This is a genomic window from Rhizobium sp. PEPV16, from assembly GCF_008919455.1.
Taxonomy (GTDB): Bacteria; Pseudomonadota; Alphaproteobacteria; order Rhizobiales; family Rhizobiaceae; genus Rhizobium; species Rhizobium leguminosarum_Q.
Window position 1 is genome coordinate 127,888 of the sequence record NZ_VSZV01000353.1, and the last position, 18,625, is coordinate 146,512.

General features: G+C 55.4%; 20 protein-coding genes. 1 reads left to right on the plus strand and 19 read right to left on the minus strand.

What is annotated here, in order from left to right:
* The coding region (locus tag FY112_RS38325) for a calcium-binding protein (protein WP_246700812.1) at positions 1–1,096 on the plus strand (1,096 nt) is incomplete at its 5' end.
* A 122-nt stretch (positions 1,097–1,218) separates the two neighbouring features.
* Here the strand turns inward: FY112_RS38325 and FY112_RS32745 are convergent.
* From FY112_RS32745 to FY112_RS32835, 19 genes are all read right to left on the minus strand, one after another.
* Positions 1,219–2,025: a glycosyltransferase family 2 protein gene (locus tag FY112_RS32745; protein WP_151520253.1), complete on the minus strand. Its 807-nt coding sequence runs from the start codon at positions 2,023–2,025 to the stop codon at positions 1,219–1,221.
* A 284-nt stretch (positions 2,026–2,309) separates the two neighbouring features.
* On the minus strand, positions 2,310–3,332 hold the full coding sequence (locus tag FY112_RS32750; protein WP_131630335.1) for a class I SAM-dependent methyltransferase: 1,023 nt from the start codon (positions 3,330–3,332) through the stop codon (positions 2,310–2,312).
* The gene (locus tag FY112_RS32755) at positions 3,316–4,185 is read right to left on the minus strand and encodes a glycosyltransferase family 2 protein (RefSeq protein WP_131630336.1); all 870 of its coding nucleotides are present in this window, start codon (positions 4,183–4,185) and stop codon (positions 3,316–3,318) included. Before FY112_RS32755 ends, FY112_RS32750 begins: the two co-directional genes overlap by 17 nt.
* Before the next feature lie 121 nt (positions 4,186–4,306).
* Positions 4,307–5,173 carry a hypothetical protein gene (locus FY112_RS32760; protein WP_131630337.1) on the minus strand — a complete coding sequence of 289 codons (867 nt, stop codon included), beginning with the start codon at positions 5,171–5,173 and terminating at the stop codon, positions 4,307–4,309.
* Positions 5,158–5,790, minus strand: coding sequence for a PIG-L deacetylase family protein (locus FY112_RS32765; RefSeq protein ID WP_131630338.1), 633 nt, complete (start codon positions 5,788–5,790; stop codon positions 5,158–5,160). The genes FY112_RS32760 and FY112_RS32765 overlap by 16 nt, the downstream gene beginning before the upstream one ends.
* Entirely contained in the window at positions 5,787–6,488 is a 702-nt protein-coding gene (locus tag FY112_RS32770) for a WbqC family protein (protein ID WP_131630339.1), read from the minus strand. Before FY112_RS32770 ends, FY112_RS32765 begins: the two co-directional genes overlap by 4 nt.
* Positions 6,485–7,450 carry a glycosyl transferase gene (locus tag FY112_RS32775; protein ID WP_131630340.1) on the minus strand — a complete coding sequence of 322 codons (966 nt, stop codon included), beginning with the start codon at positions 7,448–7,450 and terminating at the stop codon, positions 6,485–6,487. Before FY112_RS32775 ends, FY112_RS32770 begins: the two co-directional genes overlap by 4 nt.
* A complete protein-coding gene (locus FY112_RS32780) occupies positions 7,432–8,109 on the minus strand; it encodes a glycosyltransferase family protein (RefSeq protein ID WP_131630341.1) in 678 nt (225 codons plus the stop codon). Before FY112_RS32780 ends, FY112_RS32775 begins: the two co-directional genes overlap by 19 nt.
* Positions 8,106–9,122 (minus strand): N-acetylneuraminate synthase family protein, encoded by a 1,017-nt coding sequence (locus FY112_RS32785; RefSeq protein ID WP_131630342.1) that lies wholly within the window; start codon positions 9,120–9,122, stop codon positions 8,106–8,108. The genes FY112_RS32780 and FY112_RS32785 overlap by 4 nt, the downstream gene beginning before the upstream one ends.
* Positions 9,123–9,235: 113 nt before the next feature.
* Positions 9,236–10,306 (minus strand): radical SAM protein, encoded by a 1,071-nt coding sequence (locus FY112_RS32790; protein ID WP_027666461.1) that lies wholly within the window; start codon positions 10,304–10,306, stop codon positions 9,236–9,238.
* A 1-nt stretch (position 10,307) separates the two neighbouring features.
* Entirely contained in the window at positions 10,308–11,153 is an 846-nt protein-coding gene (locus FY112_RS32795) for an NAD(P)-dependent oxidoreductase (protein WP_131630343.1), read from the minus strand.
* Positions 11,146–11,859, minus strand: coding sequence for a nucleotidyltransferase family protein (locus FY112_RS32800; protein ID WP_131630344.1), 714 nt, complete (start codon positions 11,857–11,859; stop codon positions 11,146–11,148). Before FY112_RS32800 ends, FY112_RS32795 begins: the two co-directional genes overlap by 8 nt.
* The gene (locus tag FY112_RS32805) at positions 11,852–12,832 is read right to left on the minus strand and encodes an NAD-dependent 4,6-dehydratase LegB (protein ID WP_131630345.1); all 981 of its coding nucleotides are present in this window, start codon (positions 12,830–12,832) and stop codon (positions 11,852–11,854) included. The genes FY112_RS32800 and FY112_RS32805 overlap by 8 nt, the downstream gene beginning before the upstream one ends.
* Positions 12,829–14,148, minus strand: a complete 1,320-nt coding sequence (locus FY112_RS32810; RefSeq protein WP_065282267.1) for an ABC transporter ATP-binding protein — start codon at positions 14,146–14,148, stop codon at positions 12,829–12,831. Before FY112_RS32810 ends, FY112_RS32805 begins: the two co-directional genes overlap by 4 nt.
* Complete coding sequence (locus tag FY112_RS32815; RefSeq protein WP_065282268.1) at positions 14,148–15,026, minus strand: ABC transporter permease; 879 nt, start codon at positions 15,024–15,026, stop codon at positions 14,148–14,150. The genes FY112_RS32810 and FY112_RS32815 overlap by 1 nt, the downstream gene beginning before the upstream one ends.
* Before the next feature lie 84 nt (positions 15,027–15,110).
* Positions 15,111–16,310, minus strand: coding sequence for a glycosyltransferase family 1 protein (locus tag FY112_RS32820; protein ID WP_245514920.1), 1,200 nt, complete (start codon positions 16,308–16,310; stop codon positions 15,111–15,113).
* A 15-nt stretch (positions 16,311–16,325) separates the two neighbouring features.
* Positions 16,326–17,096: a class I SAM-dependent methyltransferase gene (locus FY112_RS32825; RefSeq protein WP_151520254.1), complete on the minus strand. Its 771-nt coding sequence runs from the start codon at positions 17,094–17,096 to the stop codon at positions 16,326–16,328.
* On the minus strand, positions 17,093–18,202 hold the full coding sequence (locus FY112_RS32830; protein ID WP_131710078.1) for a DegT/DnrJ/EryC1/StrS family aminotransferase: 1,110 nt from the start codon (positions 18,200–18,202) through the stop codon (positions 17,093–17,095). The genes FY112_RS32825 and FY112_RS32830 overlap by 4 nt, the downstream gene beginning before the upstream one ends.
* On the minus strand, positions 18,199–18,625 hold a 427-nt coding region (locus FY112_RS32835), incomplete at its 5' end, for a hypothetical protein (protein ID WP_246700813.1). The genes FY112_RS32830 and FY112_RS32835, both read right to left, overlap by 4 nt.

The following is an 18,625-nucleotide window of genomic DNA, read 5'->3' on the forward strand; positions in this document are numbered from 1 at the left end:
CGCGGCCACCGATACGCTTTCCGGCGGCGCCGGCACTGACACGCTGAATGGCGGGGCTGGCGCCGACACGATGATCGGCGGTGCGGGCGACGACACCTATATCGTCGACAATGCCGGCGACAGCGTTGCCGAGAACGCCGCCGCGGGAACCGACACGGTCAGGACCGTGCTGGCAAACTATACGCTTGGCGTCAATGTCGAGAACCTCACCTACATCGGAACGGCAACCTTTGTCGGAACAGGGAATCTGCTCGACAACGTTATCACAGGTGGTGTTGGCGCTGACAGCCTCGCGGGGGCTGCGGGCAACGACACTTTGATCGGCGGGTCTGGTGCAGACAAGATGTCGGGTGGGATGGGCGACGATGTTTACGTCGTTGATATTGCGACTGACATCGTGATCGAGAATGTGAACGAAGGGACGGACACGGTCCAGACGGCGCTTTCAAGCTATACGCTCAGCAACAATGTCGAGAACCTGACCTATACCGGATCGGCCAGCTTCACCGGCGCCGGCAATGCGCTCGCCAACACTATCACCGGCGGCGCCGGCAACGACACGCTGAATGGCGCGGCAGGTGCGGACACCTTGATCGGCGGAGCGGGCAACGACACCTACATCATCGACAATGCCGGCGACCTCGTCACCGAAGCCGCTGACGCCGGGACCGACACGGTTCGCACCAACCTGGCGAACTATACGCTTGCCGGCAATGTCGAGAACCTGAGCTTTGCCGGGACAGGGCCGTTTGCCGGAACAGGGAATGCGCTGAACAACGTTATCGTCGGCGGCAGTGGTTCTAATACGCTGACGGGTGGCGCCGGCAACGATATCCTCACTGGTGGAGCAGCAGCCGACGTCTTCGTCTATTCGCTGAACTGGGGCCACGATACGATCACCAACTTCGTGGCAACCGGCTCCGCACATGATGTGATCTCGATCGATCACAACATTTTCGCCGACTGGGAATCGCTTTTTGCTGCATCCAGTCAGTATGGCAACGATACAATCGTTACAGCCGATATCGACAACACCATAGTGTTGAGGAACGTTGCCTTGACGAGCTTGGACTCGGGGGATTTCCTTTTTGCATGAACGCAATCCGACCTCCTGGTAAACCCAGACCGGGAGATCGGGCATGCTTGGGCGGAGAGGATGACGGCGATTGCGGAAGGGGTGCAGGGGGCGGTGTGACCGGCGATTGCGGCGGCGTGGACTTAATCTGATAGGTCCTGCGATCGATTGCGCATCAGGAACTGGCCCAACCGGTTCACGATCTTAAAGGCCCAGAACATCGATGTTGAGACCTTCAGGCCGTTGTCGGCAAGGGCGGACAGCACCTCCTTGTTCTGACGCGATATATTTTGAACGTTCTTGTTCGTGGCGCCCCCTAAGCGCATCCTGACCAGGACTCGCGGGATATAGATTGTTCTGATCCGCGCGACTTCCAAAAATCGCATCATAAGCTCGACGTCGGCTGCAAGCCGATAACGCAGATCAAACCGCCCGAACTGTTCATAAATGCTACGTCGAACATAAAATGTCGGATGTGGTGGACACCAGCCACGGGCGAAAGAACCGGATCTGAACGCACGCGATTTCCAGTAGCGGATCTTGCGATCGGTATGCCGGTTGGAAACATAGACGAGATCGCCGTAGCAGCCGTCATATGCTTCATCTTCCAACGCAGCCGCCACAGTTCCGAGGGAGTCGCTGCTCTCGAAAATATCGTCCGCATTCAGGAACCCGATAATATCACCGGTTGCTAGACCAATTCCTTTGTTCATCGCCTCATAGATGCCTCCATCCGGTCCCGAAAGCACACGGCGGTTCTCGGCAGGCGCCGAAGCGATGATGGCGAGCGTAGAATCGCTTGAGCCACCGTCGATGATGATGTGCTCGAAATCGTGGTAGGTTTGCGTGTCGATGGACCGCAACGTATCGGCAATGGTCCGCTCGGCGTTCCAGCAAACGGTGATGAGGCTTATCCGGGGAGTACGTGGATCGGCAGTGTCTGCAGCCATTTTAACGGGTGTCTTGCTCATATTCGAAGAGGCGAAATCTAGCCAACCCGTAGCAGAGGGAAAGGCGGCGTCGCAATCCAGTACTGCAGATTATCCTTGATCAATGCAGGAGGTCCCTCGCCATTTCGAAGCAACTTCTTCCGGTTCTTGACACGCCATACCTCATTGTATCCAGGCCTCGCGGCGTGAGCTTGAACTGCACCCGTGCCTGCATATCCGCTCCGATGTAGTCGGAGCGTTCCTACGTGCGATCGCCTGACCCTGCGGGAAAGCGGGTGGAATTTCTAGATCGGCCTCAGCACGAAGAGAAGGCTGTCGCCCTTGCCTGCGGCATCCAGAATTCGATTGCCCAATCCCATCACCATTCCGGCCCCACGCGCGCCACGCGATAGGGCTATGTTCTTCAGCCGAGTGAAGAACGGTGGCCTGGCTTGGATTGCATCAGCATTGTGCGTCCAGGTGGATGATGACTTGCCCTCCTGCTTCCGCTCGCGTGCAGTGCGTAATTGCAGGACCGACCAGAGATTAGGCGTAACCGTTCTGACGCTTTCGACCTTGTAACCAAACTTGCCGGCGAGTTTGGTAAAAGAGGTGCGGTTGAAATGATTTTGGTGATAGGGAATGTGCCAATTGATCCAGCGGTCTTTCCAGATCTTGTGATGAAACGAGCCCGTATTGGGGAACGCCATGATCACGCGACCCTGGGGGGTGAGACGTTCTCTTACCGCCTGCAGCATGGCCGAAGGATCCGGCACATGTTCGAGCACCTGATTCAATACAATCAGGTCGAACTTCATGTCGGGAAAGGGCAGATCGTAAATGTTGCCGATATGGACTTGCAAACCAAAGTGATCGGCAATCGTCCGCACATTCGGATCCGCCTCGATCCCCCAGCTTTCGATACCCTTGTTGCGCATTTCAAGGAGTGAAATGCATGAGCCGCAACCGACATCCAGTACCTTCTCACCAGGCTGCGCTAGATAGTGGCCTTGGTGGTCGGTGCCGGCCATCCAACGATTGAAAGCGGCGAAAGGCTTGTTTACCAGCGCAGCTTCTCGCTCTATGGCGGAGAAATCAACTTCCCGGCGTGGATAATACGTACTGTAAAGCCCAGGCAGGTCTTCTTCCGTGAGCGGCGGTGTGGTCGTCATATGACCGCAAGACACGCACCTCTCGATCGAATATACACCGGGGCAGCCGTATCGATCGTCGGATATGCGCTCGATAAATGTTTCCATATTCGAACCGCAGGCAATACACTGCATCTGATGATCGCTCTTCATCGCGTCGTTATTGTCCTTTTTCATTTCTCGCTCGCAGAGCATGGGCCGTCCGGATAATCATGAAGGCCGCCATGCGCAATGGCGCTGTCAGCCGTTGCAAAGGCGTGCCGATCAAAGAATAGAACGCGGCCCGCTGAAATACATTGTGGGGCGAGCGCCGGCCAAAATGCTTCTTCCACGAAGACATATTCGACACGTGAGCGCCGTAGACTGGCGGTGAATAAACTATGGCTTCGCTGGAAACAAGGAGTTGTACGCCCGTTCGTGCGAAGCGCATGGATATTTCGTAATCGGCCATATAATGCGGCAGGAAACGCGGGCGCATGGTTCCATGCCGTTTGAACAGTTCCGCGGGAAACAACGTTCCGCGACCGCTGAGCGCGTCCGCCTTATAGAGCGGCTTAGGATTCCGGCGCTCCTCTTCACTCAACTCGGCAAGAATGTCCCATACCGCAATACGATTTATGTTCAAGCGCGGTCCCACGCCCGTCAAAGGCGGGTCGCTCTCCTCCTCATGAACGACGCTGCCGACAATGGCATCCCCATTTTCGCGTGAACACCGTATCAATGTCTCGACATAGGTCGGGCCAAACCACGTGTCATTGTTGACGAACAGGATGTAGTCTTCGGGGCCACAGTCGGGCAGAACCCGCTTCAGACCGACCTCTATGGCTCCGCCCCACCACAGATTGCCGTCGCCTCTTATGCTCGTCACGTCAGGCTGCGCCGCGAGGAACTCAGCCGTTTCATCGGTGGAGCCGTCATCAATGATGACAATTCGGATATTGTCGACAACGGTTTGGGCCCTCAAGGCCGCGATAACTTTGCGAGTGTGCTCAAGTCGGTTGAAGACCGGAATTAGGACGTTTACGCGCATCAAATATTGTCGTCTTTCCTTACGAACCAACAGAAATCCGGCCGTTGTACAAAAGACACATCGGCGACAGCGAACCGCGCGTTTGTTCTATCAGCCAGTATTGACGCAGGATGAAGGCGCTTCATTCTTCGAACCAAGCCTGGAAAGGCCGCCTCTCAAATTCGTCCAGTGCTCCGCCGGGTGTGGAATTGACGACGCGGATACCATTCGCTTTGGCGATATTTGAGATGGCTCGATACTGCCGCCACAGCCGCGCCAGCTGCTGAAACTCGTCGTGACGGGTCCTTGTCAGGGTGCCGTCCGCATTTACGGTGAAATCTTTTCCCTTTTGCACCTTGAGGTCGAAGGCGTATCCGTAGCTCGATGTCAGGAAACGATCGTGGTCGATGCCGAGCAGGATGATCTCTTTGAAACCAAGATACATCGCTATCATCAAGGCCATCACCGGCACCGACTCGACACGAGGGACCGGTCGAGAGATATCGACGACTTCCTCTGATGTTCTTTCGTCGAAGCTTTCACCGAGCACAAGATACCGAACCGTTCGCCCTGAAAACAAATTGTGCTTTCGAACCAGTTCCGCTTCAGTGGAACTGAGAAACAGTTCCGCGGCGCCCAGGTGTGAATGCATCTCGTCAAACCAGTCGATCACGTCCTCCGACGTCATCGTTACGTAGGTAATTTGCGGAACACAATGATAACGAGACTGGAACTTGCCGAAATCGGAGTGCAGGTAGCCATTGGAAACAGTTATAACGGTTTCGCCTTGAAGTCGCGACAGATCCAAGCCCTTGACGCTCGGGCCGTTTCCTAAAATAAAACAGCGGCCGCCCTCGTGCTGACCAGCAAGTTGTCTATTTTCTGCCAGTGATCTCGCGACATCAGCAGAGAGTTTGTGGCGAGTACTTAGCCTGCGCCTCAACTCATGCACACCATAGGGGAGCAGCATGGAGCCAAAGGTCAAAATTTTTCTCAAAGCTGCAGCCACTTTACGACCTCAAAAACCTCCGCGTATTTTACACCGATGCGCTGGCCGGCGTTCTCCGCTTCATTGCGGAAGAAGCTCACCCATTTCCGTCCTGTGCGCTCCATCTCGGATTCATGGGCAAGGATCGCCTTTTCCTTCTGGTCCCAATGGGAGGTGATGTCGACGTAGAAATTCCCCCTGAAATCGACCGTCGAATGATACCAGTTGCTGCGGTACATCAGCAGGCGCGGCACATGGCGGCAGCTATGCAGCGACGCGCGCGACAAGGCCAGATGGTCATGGTGGATGTCTCCGACCCAGTGGGTGTAGACCATATCGATCTTCAGATCCTGCACGAGCTTGAGGATCTCGATATTCAGCGGGTCGACGAATTCGATCTGGAGCGTCTTGAACTCGCCGCAAAACATCTTCTCGACTCCGAGGATTTCCATCGCAGCATCCGCTTCCGCTCTGGCGACCTGGCTGCTGCGCACGGACTGATCATATTGGTTGGAAAAGCCGGATACGGTTGCAACATAGACGTAAACCGTGTCGCCGTTTGCCGCATGGCGCGCCAATGCACCGCCACAGCCCAGTTCGACGTCGTCAAAATGGGCACCGATCGCGAGAATATTCATTTGCAACTCCAGAGCAGGTCACGCGTGCCTGCAATACCACAATTCAGCAGTGTGTCGAGGATGCTGAGATAGGGAACGAATTCGCCGAACGGCTGTGGGTAAACCGGGTGGACGAAATGCTGCCATTCGATTTCGATTCCGGCTGCCTCGAATAGTTCGGGCTGCATATAGCCGCGCGCGCCGAGACCCGAGAGATAACGTGTTGCTCCCACTTTACGCAGCAGTTCGACAAGCAATTCGTTCCTATGACCCTCGGGGCTTAGAGTGCTTGATCGTACCATCGGCATGGTGACTTCAAGCATATCCAGGATCCCTTCGAGGAAATGCATGTTGAAATCGGCCAGTAGCTCGAACCGCCTGCCATAGAGGACCTCTATACGGGGAAAGACCTCACTCCAACCGTCAGATCTGCGATAGTTTTCCCGAAGCAGGGAAAGGTTTTGGTCTATCCATCCTGTGCCGGGTGCCAGTTCCACCGCATTGATCGGTGTACCGAAGCTTGGCTTTCTAATTCCGACGGTGAGCCAGCGGTCGCCTTGTGCCGTCTTTATCTTGTCACGATGCGTCCAGCTTTTGCTCGTGCCATGGACGAACTGAACGTGATCCAGAACGATGTAGACGTCGGCGTTCAGAAAACGCTGAAAAAAGCCGAGATAGGACGCAAAGTCCGGCTGATGGATCACCGCTGTCATAGTCATGCAGCCAATCTTTCCAGCAGATCGGCAACGCGGCCGACTCCGCCAAGATCGACATTGGCCATGGCAGTCTCGCTCATGCTCTTGATGGGAATCGGCTTTTCCAGGATGCCGAGATCGAATGCCGAGTGATGCCCGGCGAAGAACGCTGCTCCAAGCTCTTCGAGCGCACGCCCCACCGGGATTTCAAAAGGTTCGTTGGCGATCACCACGCACGGCAAGCCGGCCGCGCAGGCTTCGAATGGGGTGACACCGCCGCCGGTAATCGCCAGATCGTGTCCCTGCATCTCTGCCGCAAGCGACGGCACCTGGTTGAGCAGTTTGAACCGACCCGGTGCAGCGGTCGCGACGACCCCTTCAAGCTCCGCCATGTGCTGGAAGCTCGGGCCCGTGACGATGGTGACGGGAAAAGACTTGCTGCTCAGCCATTTGGCGACGCGGACCGTCACGCCGTAGGTATCGGCGCCTCCGAGCGTGACGAGTATCGATGCAAGGCTTCGCCGAATCCTGCGATACGCAGCGATTTCAGGATTGAGTATCATGTACTCCACTCCCAGCCGAACATCCTTACCCCTGAGACCCTCAGTCTTTTCAAACAGGAGCGCGCAGATATTGATGTCGGCAAGTTCCGCGCCATCGCCACGATCATCAAAGGTAACGAGCTTGGCGCCTAAACGCTTAATCGCTTCACTGTGGGATCGCTGCGTATTCAGGCGATCATTGATCCAGACCGAGGATGATGCATCGGGTTCGATAAAGCCATCCTCCCATCCGGTCACGGAGGCGAGATCATAAAGCGCCACGTCAAAGCCGCGCTCCCGGATGATCCTCAACGAATTCGGATGATCGTTCGCTAAAAATAGCACCGAATGACCGCGCGAACGCAATTCGGTGGCGAGCGTCAACGACCGAAACAGATGCCCCATGCCGCGTGCATGCGAACTCTCTATGCAGAAGACGAACATAGTCTGATCGCTTCTTCTGTTCCGAGCCAGTTCCCACCTCCGCGCGCTGCCAGAGCGCAAGCCCGTCTCCAGTCTTCTTCTGTATCTACCGTCAGGCGCAGTTCGGGGGATATTTTAGCCGGTGGTACGTCGAGCTGGCCGATCTTGAACAGTTCCGGCCGGTCGGTGAAGTATTCATTCACGTGCTCGCGATGGTGCGGCAGCTTTCCCTCGCGATGACTGCGCGCCAAGGCTTCGAACGTAAATATCTCGGCACCAACGCCGATCGGCAACTGGCCGAACGCATGCGTGTAGTCGAATCCCTGTTTTTGGTGCAGATCGATCAGCCTCTCGAGCTCCTCGATGTCAGTGAAAGGATTATCCGCGGTCACTCGAACAATGTCGGACATTCCGAGCGATTTTGCGCATTGAAAATAACGATCGAGAACATCGGCTTCGTCGCCACGAAAGCAGCTTACACCATGCTCAAGGCACCACGCTTCGATCATATCGTTCTCGCCGGCCGATGATGTTGCAACGACAACCCTAGCAGGCCGCTTCAACATTTGAAGCCTACCCAGAACATGTCCGAGAAGCGGTTTGCCGGAAATGTCGCGAAGCACCTTTCCCGGCAATCGGGTCGATCCCATCCGCGCCTGGATAATGATTCCAAGCGTCACGCCAGATCGCTCCACTGGAGAACGGCGTCCGCATCGAGATCATTCACGAGCCGTCGCCCCGCAAGAGTGTCGAGATGCTTCGGTTCAATCCCTGTCCCAGGTCGCTTCACCGAGATATCGCCGACAGAGATGACATGGCCAGCATTGAGCGGTCGATTGACGACAATGCTCTTGCGGTTGTTCAATCTTGTCGTCGCTTCACTGGCGGCCGGTTCCTTGCGACCACTGCCTTTCATCACCTCGAAAGCACGTATCGCATCCACAAGCCATTTCATTTCTGCTGGATCGGCCGAGAGCATGTGGTCGGGACCATCGGCGGTTTTGTCGTAGGTGAAATGCCGCTCTATAACCCGTGCGCCCATCGCGGCGGCACAAAGGCTGGCGACCGGGGTCAACGTATGGTCGGAATAGCCAACGTCGAGATCCGGAAACGCCTCCATCATCGTTTGCATTGCGCGCAGGTTCACATTTTCCGGATGCGTCGGATAGCTTGTGATGGCGTGCAGCAGGATGAGCTTCTGATTACCCGCCTCCTTGATTGCGCCAACGGATTCCCGAACTTCGTCGAGCGTCGACATTCCCGTCGACAGGATTATCGGCTTGCCCGTTTTTGCCAGGTAGCGGAGGAAGGGAATGTTGACCGCATCGTCCGAGCCCACCTTGTGGGCACCAACCCCGCAATTTTCCAGCAGATCGACATCCGTTTCGTGTGAGGGCGACGAAAACCAGTCCAGCCCATGCTCCTCGGCATAGCGGAAAACCGCTTCGTGAAGCTCGTGACCGATTTCATATTTACGGAAAAGCTCGAACTGCGAGGTAACGCCGGTGTTTTCCATATCGAACATGGCGTTCCGGCTCGACAGGGTCTCTGCGCGATAAGTCTGGAGCTTGACAGCATCTACGCCGGACGCCTTGGCCTCGTCGATCAGCCGTCTTGCCTGATCAAAAGTCGTAAAATTCCCGCCGATTTCGGCGATAATATAACACCGGTCGGGTCGGTAGTTCCGGAACATCTGCTACTCCTGCAATTCACTATACGGCCGGCGTTCCAATAGCGGTAGCACAGCTCAGTCCAGCTCTGTGCAATGTCATCCCGCACACGACCGATATGCACCCGGCTGCTGCTCTATTTTCCGATTTCCTGGGCCCGATCTACGTAATTTCGGACGATCACTTTCCGGCCGCAGATTTCGGTCGGCTCATCATCCGTCAGGCGAGGCAGATAGCATCGGCGGCATACTTCACTTTTCAAGAAGCCCTGCGGTTCCTTGTGCAAGGCGCGGACTGCATTCATTTTTTCGCCGTGCCAAATCTGGTGTACCGTCTCCTTGGTCGCGTCACCAATGACTTCGCGATTTTCCTCGTCGTTCGAGCACTTCATCACAAGCCCGTCGGCGCCGATAACGAGGCGCTGGTATTGCTGCGGGCAGGTGAAGTTATCCAGATATTGAACGTCAGAATCGTTTCCGAGATAGTCGATCAGCGGATTGAAGGCGACTAGATCCACGTGTGGTGCAAACGTCTCATAGTAAAGATCCGGATTTTCCCGGATCGCCGGCCAGATGCCTTGCACCTTGATGACCGGACGATGGAGACCACGCTCGTCTTTGTACTTCTTGATGTCCTTGATCTTGTCGAGCAGGGCCTCGAACTTGATTGGCTTGCGGATTTTCTCGTAGGTCTCACCGGTGCCATCGATCGAAACGGTGATCCAGTCGATGCCGGCATCGACGAGCTGAGCGAAATAGTCTCTGTTGAGCTTGAAGCCGTGCGTGAGGGTCGAGACTTCCTTGATCCCATGGTCCTTGGCATAGCGCACACAGTCGGCGAAGCGCTTGTGCAGCGTGGCCTCGCCCCGCAGCGAAAGACGGATCGCAGGAACCTTGCCGCCGATCTCATCGATGATACGGCAGTAGAGATCCCAGTCCATCCGCGTCGTGTTCACACTTTTCTTGAACTCGTCGCTAATCGTATAACACATCGGGCAGCGCAGATTGCAGATCGATGCCAGCTCGAGATCGACGAGCAGCGGATAGTCCGAAACCTGCTGGTTCAGGGCATACTCTGACCATTTGCGACGGTAATCCGCGTATTCTGCTTCCCAGCCTTCACCCCGGAACTTGTCGAACGCGGCTTCGCGCTCGACCGTGTCCATCGAGTAGTTGCCCTTATTGATCGGAACGTAACGCTCGTTCAATTTACGACTCCTTCATCATCGCGCGCATCCCGGCCGGCAGATCCCATTCCGGCCGCCATCCGAGAACGGTGCGAGCCCGCGTGATATCGGCCCGCACGTCAGGTATTTCATTCCGCCGAACTGTGCAAGATGACACTACAGGTAGATCGGTGCCGGCAGCTTCTTGCAAGATGTCGATTATTTCCTGCACCGAATACGACATTCCGGAGCCGATATTGATGCAATGGTAGCCTTCCGCGACGTCCATGGCCTTGGCAAAGGCGCTCAGGACATCGTCAACGAAGATATAGTCACGCCGGGGACTGAGATCCAGGACCTGTATTTCCTGCTTCGCCCGTATCCGGTTCAGAAGCGTCGGTATCAGAAATTCGGGTCGCTGCCCTGCGCCATATATATTGAAAAGACGCAATACCACCACCGGTATCTGCTCATGCGTGGCGGCGAACTCACAAAGCTGTTCGGCAAGATGTTTGGAAAGAGCATAAGGGTTGTTCGGCCTGACCGGATCGCTTTCATGGATCGGCAGCCGCTCGGGCACCCCGTAGATATAGGCACTTGCGAACACGAGTTTGGCCTTGTGTCGCTTGCACCAGCTCAAAGCGTGTTGCGTTCCGAGAACGTTGGCGGCCATGAAGCTCGGGCCTTGGCTCCAGCTATCCGGGACGAATGTCCTGCCGGCAAGGTGAAACAGCGTGCGCGCCGCCGGAAGCTCCTGCCAAACCTTTTCTTCGCTTATATCTCCATGTGTTCGGTCAAGCGCAAGCACGTCAAAACCGGCCTCCTTGAGCCGTCTGACCAGACGGCTCCCGAGAAAACCGCCAGCACCGGTGACGATGGCATCAACCATTCAAGAACCTGGACCGCATGGATTCGAACTGCTCGATTGCCAAGGCATAATCGTCAGGCCGTCCGATATCGAGCCAATAGCCTGCAAAATCTCGAACCGTGGCCGGCTTGCCGGCCGCAAGAAGTTCAAGCATCAACTGATCAAAGCCATAGGCGCCACCTTGTGGTATGTGCTCGACGGCCCTCGAAGACACCATGTAGACGCCCATGCTGACTTTGTATTCGGCCGTCGGCTTCTCTCGAAAACCGGTCAGCAGCCCGGCCTCGCCGGTGTCAAGAACGCCATAGTCTATGCGATGCTGACGCGTCTTGGATGAGATCGTGAATATATTCCCGTCGCGGACGTGAGCATCATGAAAATCGGCATAGTTGAGATCCGTCAGAATGTCGCCGTTCATCACCAGGAAATTCTCCGGCAGATCCTTTATCAGCCGCAGCGGCCCCATGGTGCCAAGAGGTTCGTCCTCAAGCGAATAGTCGATGCGTACACCCCACTTGTCGCCATCCTGGAAGAAAGCCTTGATCAGCTCGGCCTGATGGTTGACGGCAAGCGTTATATGCTGAAATCCGCCCGATATCAGCTGACGAATGATCACCTCAAGAATAGGATAGTCGCCGATCGGCATCAGTGGCTTGGGAAGCACGACAGTATAGGGCCGCAACCGCGTTCCCATTCCGCCCGCCAGAATGACTGCGCGCCTAGACATTGAAGATATCCGCCTTGTATCTCGCCAGATTCTGCGGCTGACGCAGCCAGTCGATCGTCGCTTTCAGACCATCTTCCAAGCTGTAACGCGGCGAAAATCCTGTCAGAGACTTGATCAGGCTGTTGTCGCAGCACAGACGTTCCACTTCGCTATTTGCCGGACGCAGCCGCTGTTCATCGCATTCGATCTTCACGCTGACGCCGATGATGTCGGCGATCAGCCGAACGGTATCGCCGATCGAAATCTCGCTGCCCGAGCCGATATTGACCGTCTGGCCGATGGCTTCGTCGCAGGCCGCGAGCGCCAGAAAGCCGTCGCATGTATCCTGCACGAAATTGAAATCCCGGGTGGGCGAAAGCGCACCAAGCTTCAGCGTCGTCCGTCCACTCAGAAGCTGTGAAATCACAGTCGGAATAACCGCCCTTGCAGATTGTCGTGGGCCGAAAGTGTTGAAAGGCCGTGCGATCGTCACCGGTAGGTCAAAACTCGAATGATAACTGTATGCCATCGCGTCAGCACCGATTTTTGACGCCGAATAGGGCGACTGTGCCTGCAGCGGATGACTTTCGCTGATTGGGACAAAGCGAGCCGTTCCGTAGACCTCGCTGGTCGAGGTCTGGATGACACGGCCAACGCCGGCATCGAGAGCGCCCTGAAGCACATTCAACGTGCCATTAATGTTGGTGTCCACATAGCTGGACGGCGCCTGATAGGAATAGGGAATAGCGATGAGCGCGGCCAGATGAAATATCGTGTCAACGCCTTTAGCGACGGCACGCATTTGTGCTGGGTCGCGAACGTCTCCAAGAATGACCTCGAACTTGCCGCGGTATTCAGACTGGTCCAGCCAGCCCCAGCTGGAAAACGAGTTGTACTGGCAAAGGGCGCGGACTTCGACGCCTGCCTTTATCAGGGTTTCAACGAGGTGAGAGCCGATGAAGCCGTCCGCTCCGGTCACAAGTACTTTCTTCATTTCAATAGGCCCTCAGAATCGCGGCGGTAGAGCATCTTTACATCCCAAGGCAGTTGGATCGCCGAAATTGATGGTTTTCGTTGCTGGCCCAGCATCTGGATGATCCCGACATTGTCTTCGACTTCGAATCGTATGCCTTCAACCACCGAATAGATCGAAAAACGGCTGGAAATGCCCGCGCGGAGATAAAAGGTTCCGGTGTTCAACAAGCCGGCCGGAATGACGACTTGCGCCCGATAATAACCTGGAGGTCTGGCGTCGAGGCGGCTTACATCGAGTTCCGGATCAGATAGGCTGATGACGGAGGAGTAGCCATCCTCCATCATGACCTGCAGTCCGACTGACAGTCCCGTTAACGGCTCCCGCAGCTCATACTCAACCTCGATGATGAAGTTCTTTGTAAGCTCAACGGTTTGAGCGATCTCGCCGTCTTCATTTTTGATGGAAAGGCGACATATTACGGCCTTGCCGTCGATATCCTGGGGAGCCGCCTCAAAATGCATCTTCCCATTAAGCTCGGGTCGGTCGAAGTAAGCGCGTATGACATCTGAGGTGCTGCCAATGGCAGCCACCTGTCCGTCGGACAGCAGAATGGACTGGGGGCAAAGACTGCTCACCGCGGTCATATTATGACTGACGAACATGATTGTCCGACCCGCCTTGGTCACCTCCTGCATTCGGCCCATGCATTTGTTCTGGAAGTTGACATCACCAACTGCAAGAACCTCATCGACAAGAAGTATTTCAGGGTCGAGATGTGCCGCAACGGAAAAAGCAAGCCGGACATACATGCCCGAAGAGTACCGTTTGACTGGGGTATCGATGAACTCACCGATTTCTGCGAACTCAACGATTTCATCGAATTTCCTGCGGACCTCGGCATGCGTCATTCCAAGAATGGCGCCGTTCAGGTAAACATTTTCACGCCCCGTGAGCTCGGGGTGGAACCCGGTTCCAACTTCCAGCAGGCTTGCAATCCGGCCTCGAATGCCAATGTAGCCCGAGGTCGGGCGCGTTATGCGAGACATCAGCTTCAGAAGGGTCGATTTTCCTGCACCATTGCGGCCGATGACGCCAACGATATCGCCGCGGGAAATCTCGAAAGAGACGTCGTCGAGGGCATGGAAAATATCGTTGTTGAGGCGAGCCTTGTTCTTTCGGTCGGATGCGTAATCCGACATGGAGACATTTGGGTCAGGCAGGTTACGGCGCCGCGCCCACCAGCTTTGAAGGTCGCGATATAAGGTACCGTGATTGATGATTCCCAGCCGATAATGCTTGCTTACATTCTCGGCGCGTACAACGATTTCATTCATCAGACCGTATCCATAGCGGTTGCCTCGGCCCGTGCGAAAAGTATCAAACCGCCAATCATAATCACCAGGGTGGCGGTTACATTCGCCAGGCAAACGCTAAGTGGGAGCGGCGACGCGTCGTACAATGCCCAGCGAAATAGCTGAACCGGTGTCGTCATCGGATTCAGATGATAAAACCATTGATACCGTTCCGGAATTTGGCTGTAGGAGTAGACGACGGGTGTCGCATACATCCAAAGTTGAGCCACGAAACCGACGGCGTAAACCAGATCGCGATATCGGACTGTCAGCGCGGAAACCGCGAGCCCCGCGCCCACACCAAGCGTCGCAACATAGAGCAAAATCAGCGGTGTCGCCAAAACGAAACGCAAGTTGATCACTATTCCATCCTGGCTAAGCCAGAGGACAAAAGAGATTGTAAGCAGAAGCGTGAATTGGATGGCAAATGCGACCAGGCCGCTCATCGCGACTGCGAGTGGTACGACTAGCCGGGGGAAATACACTTTTCCAAACAAGTTCGAGTTTTTCGAAAATGTTTCTGAGTTATTGGTGAGGCAAGCTGAGAAATAATTCCAGATAATGGTGCCGGACATATAAAAAACAAGCGGGGAAATTCCATCGGTGGAGAGATTGGCAATCTTTCCGAAGACGATGTAATAGGTGATCGTCGTCAGTGTCGGTTGTATGAGATACCAAACCGGTCCAAGCACGGTTTGCTTGTAGAAAGTCGTGAAATCCCTTTTAAAGAACATCCAGATAAGTTCACGATATTTCCACGCAGCCGTCAGCCCGACGCCTGTCTTGCCGGACGGCCTGATGATTATATCCCAGGATTCGGTTCCGATCTCACTTTCCCGCTTCGTCAGGTGACCTGTCATATCAGTATGCTCAAACTCTCCGTTAGCGGTCAGCCGCGCTATATCTTCTAAGGCCTGAGGGGGTTGCGTGGAGCAACCCATGTATCACGCGACTTTAGCGAGGACACGCCCCAAAATGTCTTTTAGACGGTGGTCGAAATCCTCTTGCTTCCACAAGGAAGCTCTTTCAAGTCCCTTTTTGATCAAAACGGAAGATAGGGCTTCGTCTTCCCACAGGCGGCTCATCGCTCTTTGTATTTCCTCGACGGATTGGGGCGAGAAATAAAGCGCTGCGTCACCGCACTGTTCACGCATTCCATACTTGTCTGAGATCAAGACGGGACAGCCACAGACCATCGCTTCAAGCGGCGGGATGTTTGTCGGGCCGAAAAAAGTCGGCATGACCAACCCTCTGGCACGACGATAAAACCCAGCCAGATCCGAATCCGGCACATAACCGACGAAGTGAACAGCTTGGGATAGCCCAAGCTCGCTTGCCATCGTTTTGACGGCCGCATATTCACGCTGTGTGTTGCCCGCCAATACCAGTTCCATGTCCGGATGAATCGTGCGCGCGGCTGCCAGCGCTTGCACGAGCCGCAAGTGATTCTTGTGAGGCCAGAATTGTGCCGGATAAAAATAGAATTTTTCCGGAAGCCGGTAGCGTTCGGCGAAGGCGGGCGTCTCGACCGAATCTGTCAGATAGTTCGGAGCGATATAAGGCAGCGGATATATGTGATCTTCCGGCGTGCCGTAGCTTTCCATGACATGACGCCGCCCGGTTTCGGAATCGACGAGCACGGCAGCACTCTGGTTCGCAAGGTGACGGAACCGGCTTTCTCTCAGTTGAAAGCGCAACCAGCTTCCGGCTTCTGGAAAGCTGCGTTCGTATCTGTGCATCAAATCGTGAATGGTTGCGATCGAGGGCTCCTTGATCTGCCAGGTCAGGGCGTCTTGAGCCGGAAAAATCCACAGATCACATTGGAGAGATGCCAATTCCCGCATGAGTGGATTCATCCGTCTGGCGACGACACGCGCTACGGAGCCGGGCAGAACCATGAACAGCTTGGCAAGTGTCTCGCCCCGCTTCCAGTGCTGCAGCGGGACGGCCTTCAGCGGGCTGGCATTAAGTTCAGAGCGCCAGGCTTCGTCCCCATAGGCAACGATGACCTCCACGTCCGTGCCGTTGATTGAACACAGGGCCTGCACGAGGCTTTGCGCGTACTGGAACATACCACCAGCATGGCGGCCTACTCCGAGATAGAAACCAATCCTCTTCCGACGCAAGGTAATTCGGCTGTCCAAATCTATCGCCAACAGTCAGCCCGCGTTCTTGCGCGCTACGACACAGACGCCCCAGGTTTCGGCCCCCGGCGTCGAACCGGACATCCACTCTTCGGCAATCACACGGCTCATCCCCGCATTCGTCAGGAGGCGGTCTATCTCGTTCAGGAAGAGGTAGCGCATGCGGTGGGTTTCGCAAACCATTTCGATCTTGGCGCTCAGCTTCTCCGTCGCGAAGATCGTGTAATTGACATCCACGACGTTCTCGGCGTCATGAACGACCGACTCTGCGACGCGAACGACGGAAATCTCATCGTTTTCCAAGCGTTTGACGCGGGTACTCGGCCGCTGCCAAAGGACTGCTGGTCCGTACCAGAAGTCGAATATGAAAATTCCGCCATCTTCGAGATGATGGGAGACAGTCTCCATCATCGCTTCGAGATCGGCATCGGACGTCTGATAGCTCAGAACATGAAAAAGGGAGATGACCGCCTGGAATTGCCGATCCGTCCGGAATGTGCGTGCATCGCCCAGCGTGAAATCAAGTTTGCCGCCCGACTGTGCCGCCTTCGGCATGGCCGCCGCAAGCATGGTTTCCGACAGCTCTACCCCCAGCACCCCATATCCGGCTTCTGCGATCTTCTCGGCGTGAATACCGGTGCCGGAGCCTAGCTCCAGAATCTGCGAGATTGGGCCGATGGCATAACGCTCCAGCAGAGCTTTCACATAAGCTGTTTCGCCCTCGTAATCCTTGTCCTTATAGAGAAGGTCGTAATACTGGGAGTACAATCCGAAACTGGTCGTCAACGGATGACCTCCGCTACGATACCCGCGACTTCGCGAATTTGATCTTCCCTCAGCGCCATGCCGCTTGGAATATAGAAGCCGCGGCGCGCAAGCTTTGCGGCGATGGGAAGATCTGCATCCTTGAAGAAGCCCATCTTCTGCAGAACGGGCTGCTCGTGCATCGGCCAGAAAAACGGACGGCAGCCTACGCCTTTAGCCGCCAATCGTTTCATCGCTTCGGCTGCGTCGAAATCGATCTCGTCCTTCAGCACGATGCCATAGACCCAATAGATATTCCGGGCATAGCTTGTCTCAGGCAACGGCAGTTGAATGCCGGGCAGATCCTGAAGCAGCTCGGTATACAGTCTGCCCATCGCACGTTTGCGCTCGACGAATTCCGGAAGGCGCTCAAGCTGCGCGCAACCCAGAGCCGCCTGCATATTCGTCATACGCATATTCCAGCCGAGTTCCTCGTGAACGAAGCGGCGGGCAGGCAGGAAGCAGAGATTTCGCAGGCTCCGAGATCTGTCGGCAAGGGCTTCGGAATCGGTGACGATCATGCCACCTTCGCCTGTGGTAATGTGCTTATTGGGATAGAAGCTGAAAATGCTGACATCGCCGAAACTGCCGCAGGGCTGGCCGTTATATGTCTGTCCATGCATTTCTGCAGCGTCTTCGATGATCTTGAGGTCGTGGCGGCGGGCGATCTCGTTGATCGCGGTCATATCGCAGGGCAGGCCATAGATATGTACCACCATGATGGCGCGCGTCTTCGGTGTGATCGCCGCTTCGATTTTCGTCGGATCGATATTCCAGGTTTGAGGATCCGAATCCACCGCAACCGGCACACAACCCGCTCTCACGATGGCTGCGGCGCAGGAAATGATCGTGAAGGACGGCATGATGACCTCAGTGCCTTCCTCCAGGCCAAGCGCCATCATACCAGCGTCGAGAGCCATCGAACCGTTCGCAACGGCGATTGCGTGCTTGCGGCCGACAGTCGCGGCAAACTCACGCTCAAAACGTGTGATGAAGGGGCCTTCGGAGGAAATCCAGCCGGTCTCGATGCATTCCAGCAGATACTTACTCTCGTTACCATTCAGGAGCGGTTCATTGACCGGAATCATTCGGTACCCTTTATCTTCAGTTCGCGCACCGACGGTACAAATCGCGTCTTGTCGGATTCCCCGGCATAAGGCCCCTGCTTAACTTCGATGATTTCAGCTTCTTCGATAATTTCAAAACCATGTCCGCCGAAGGCGAGCAGTATGACGTCGCCTGCGCGCAGGATCGCGCTTTCGTAGTATTCCTGCGCGTCGGAATAGAAGTCCACGCGGACAACGCCTGACTTTATAAGCAGGACTTCCTTCGTATAGAGGACCTCGCGCGCGACGGCGTTATGAACGTGGGGTTGGATGACATAGCCAGTCGGTCGCTTCATATAGGCGAGTTGCTGCGAAAATTCGTCCGGCGTGAAAAATTGGATACCATCGAACGTGTAGTTCGACCGCAATATCATGGCCTGCAGTTCGCCACCGTTCGTGATCTTT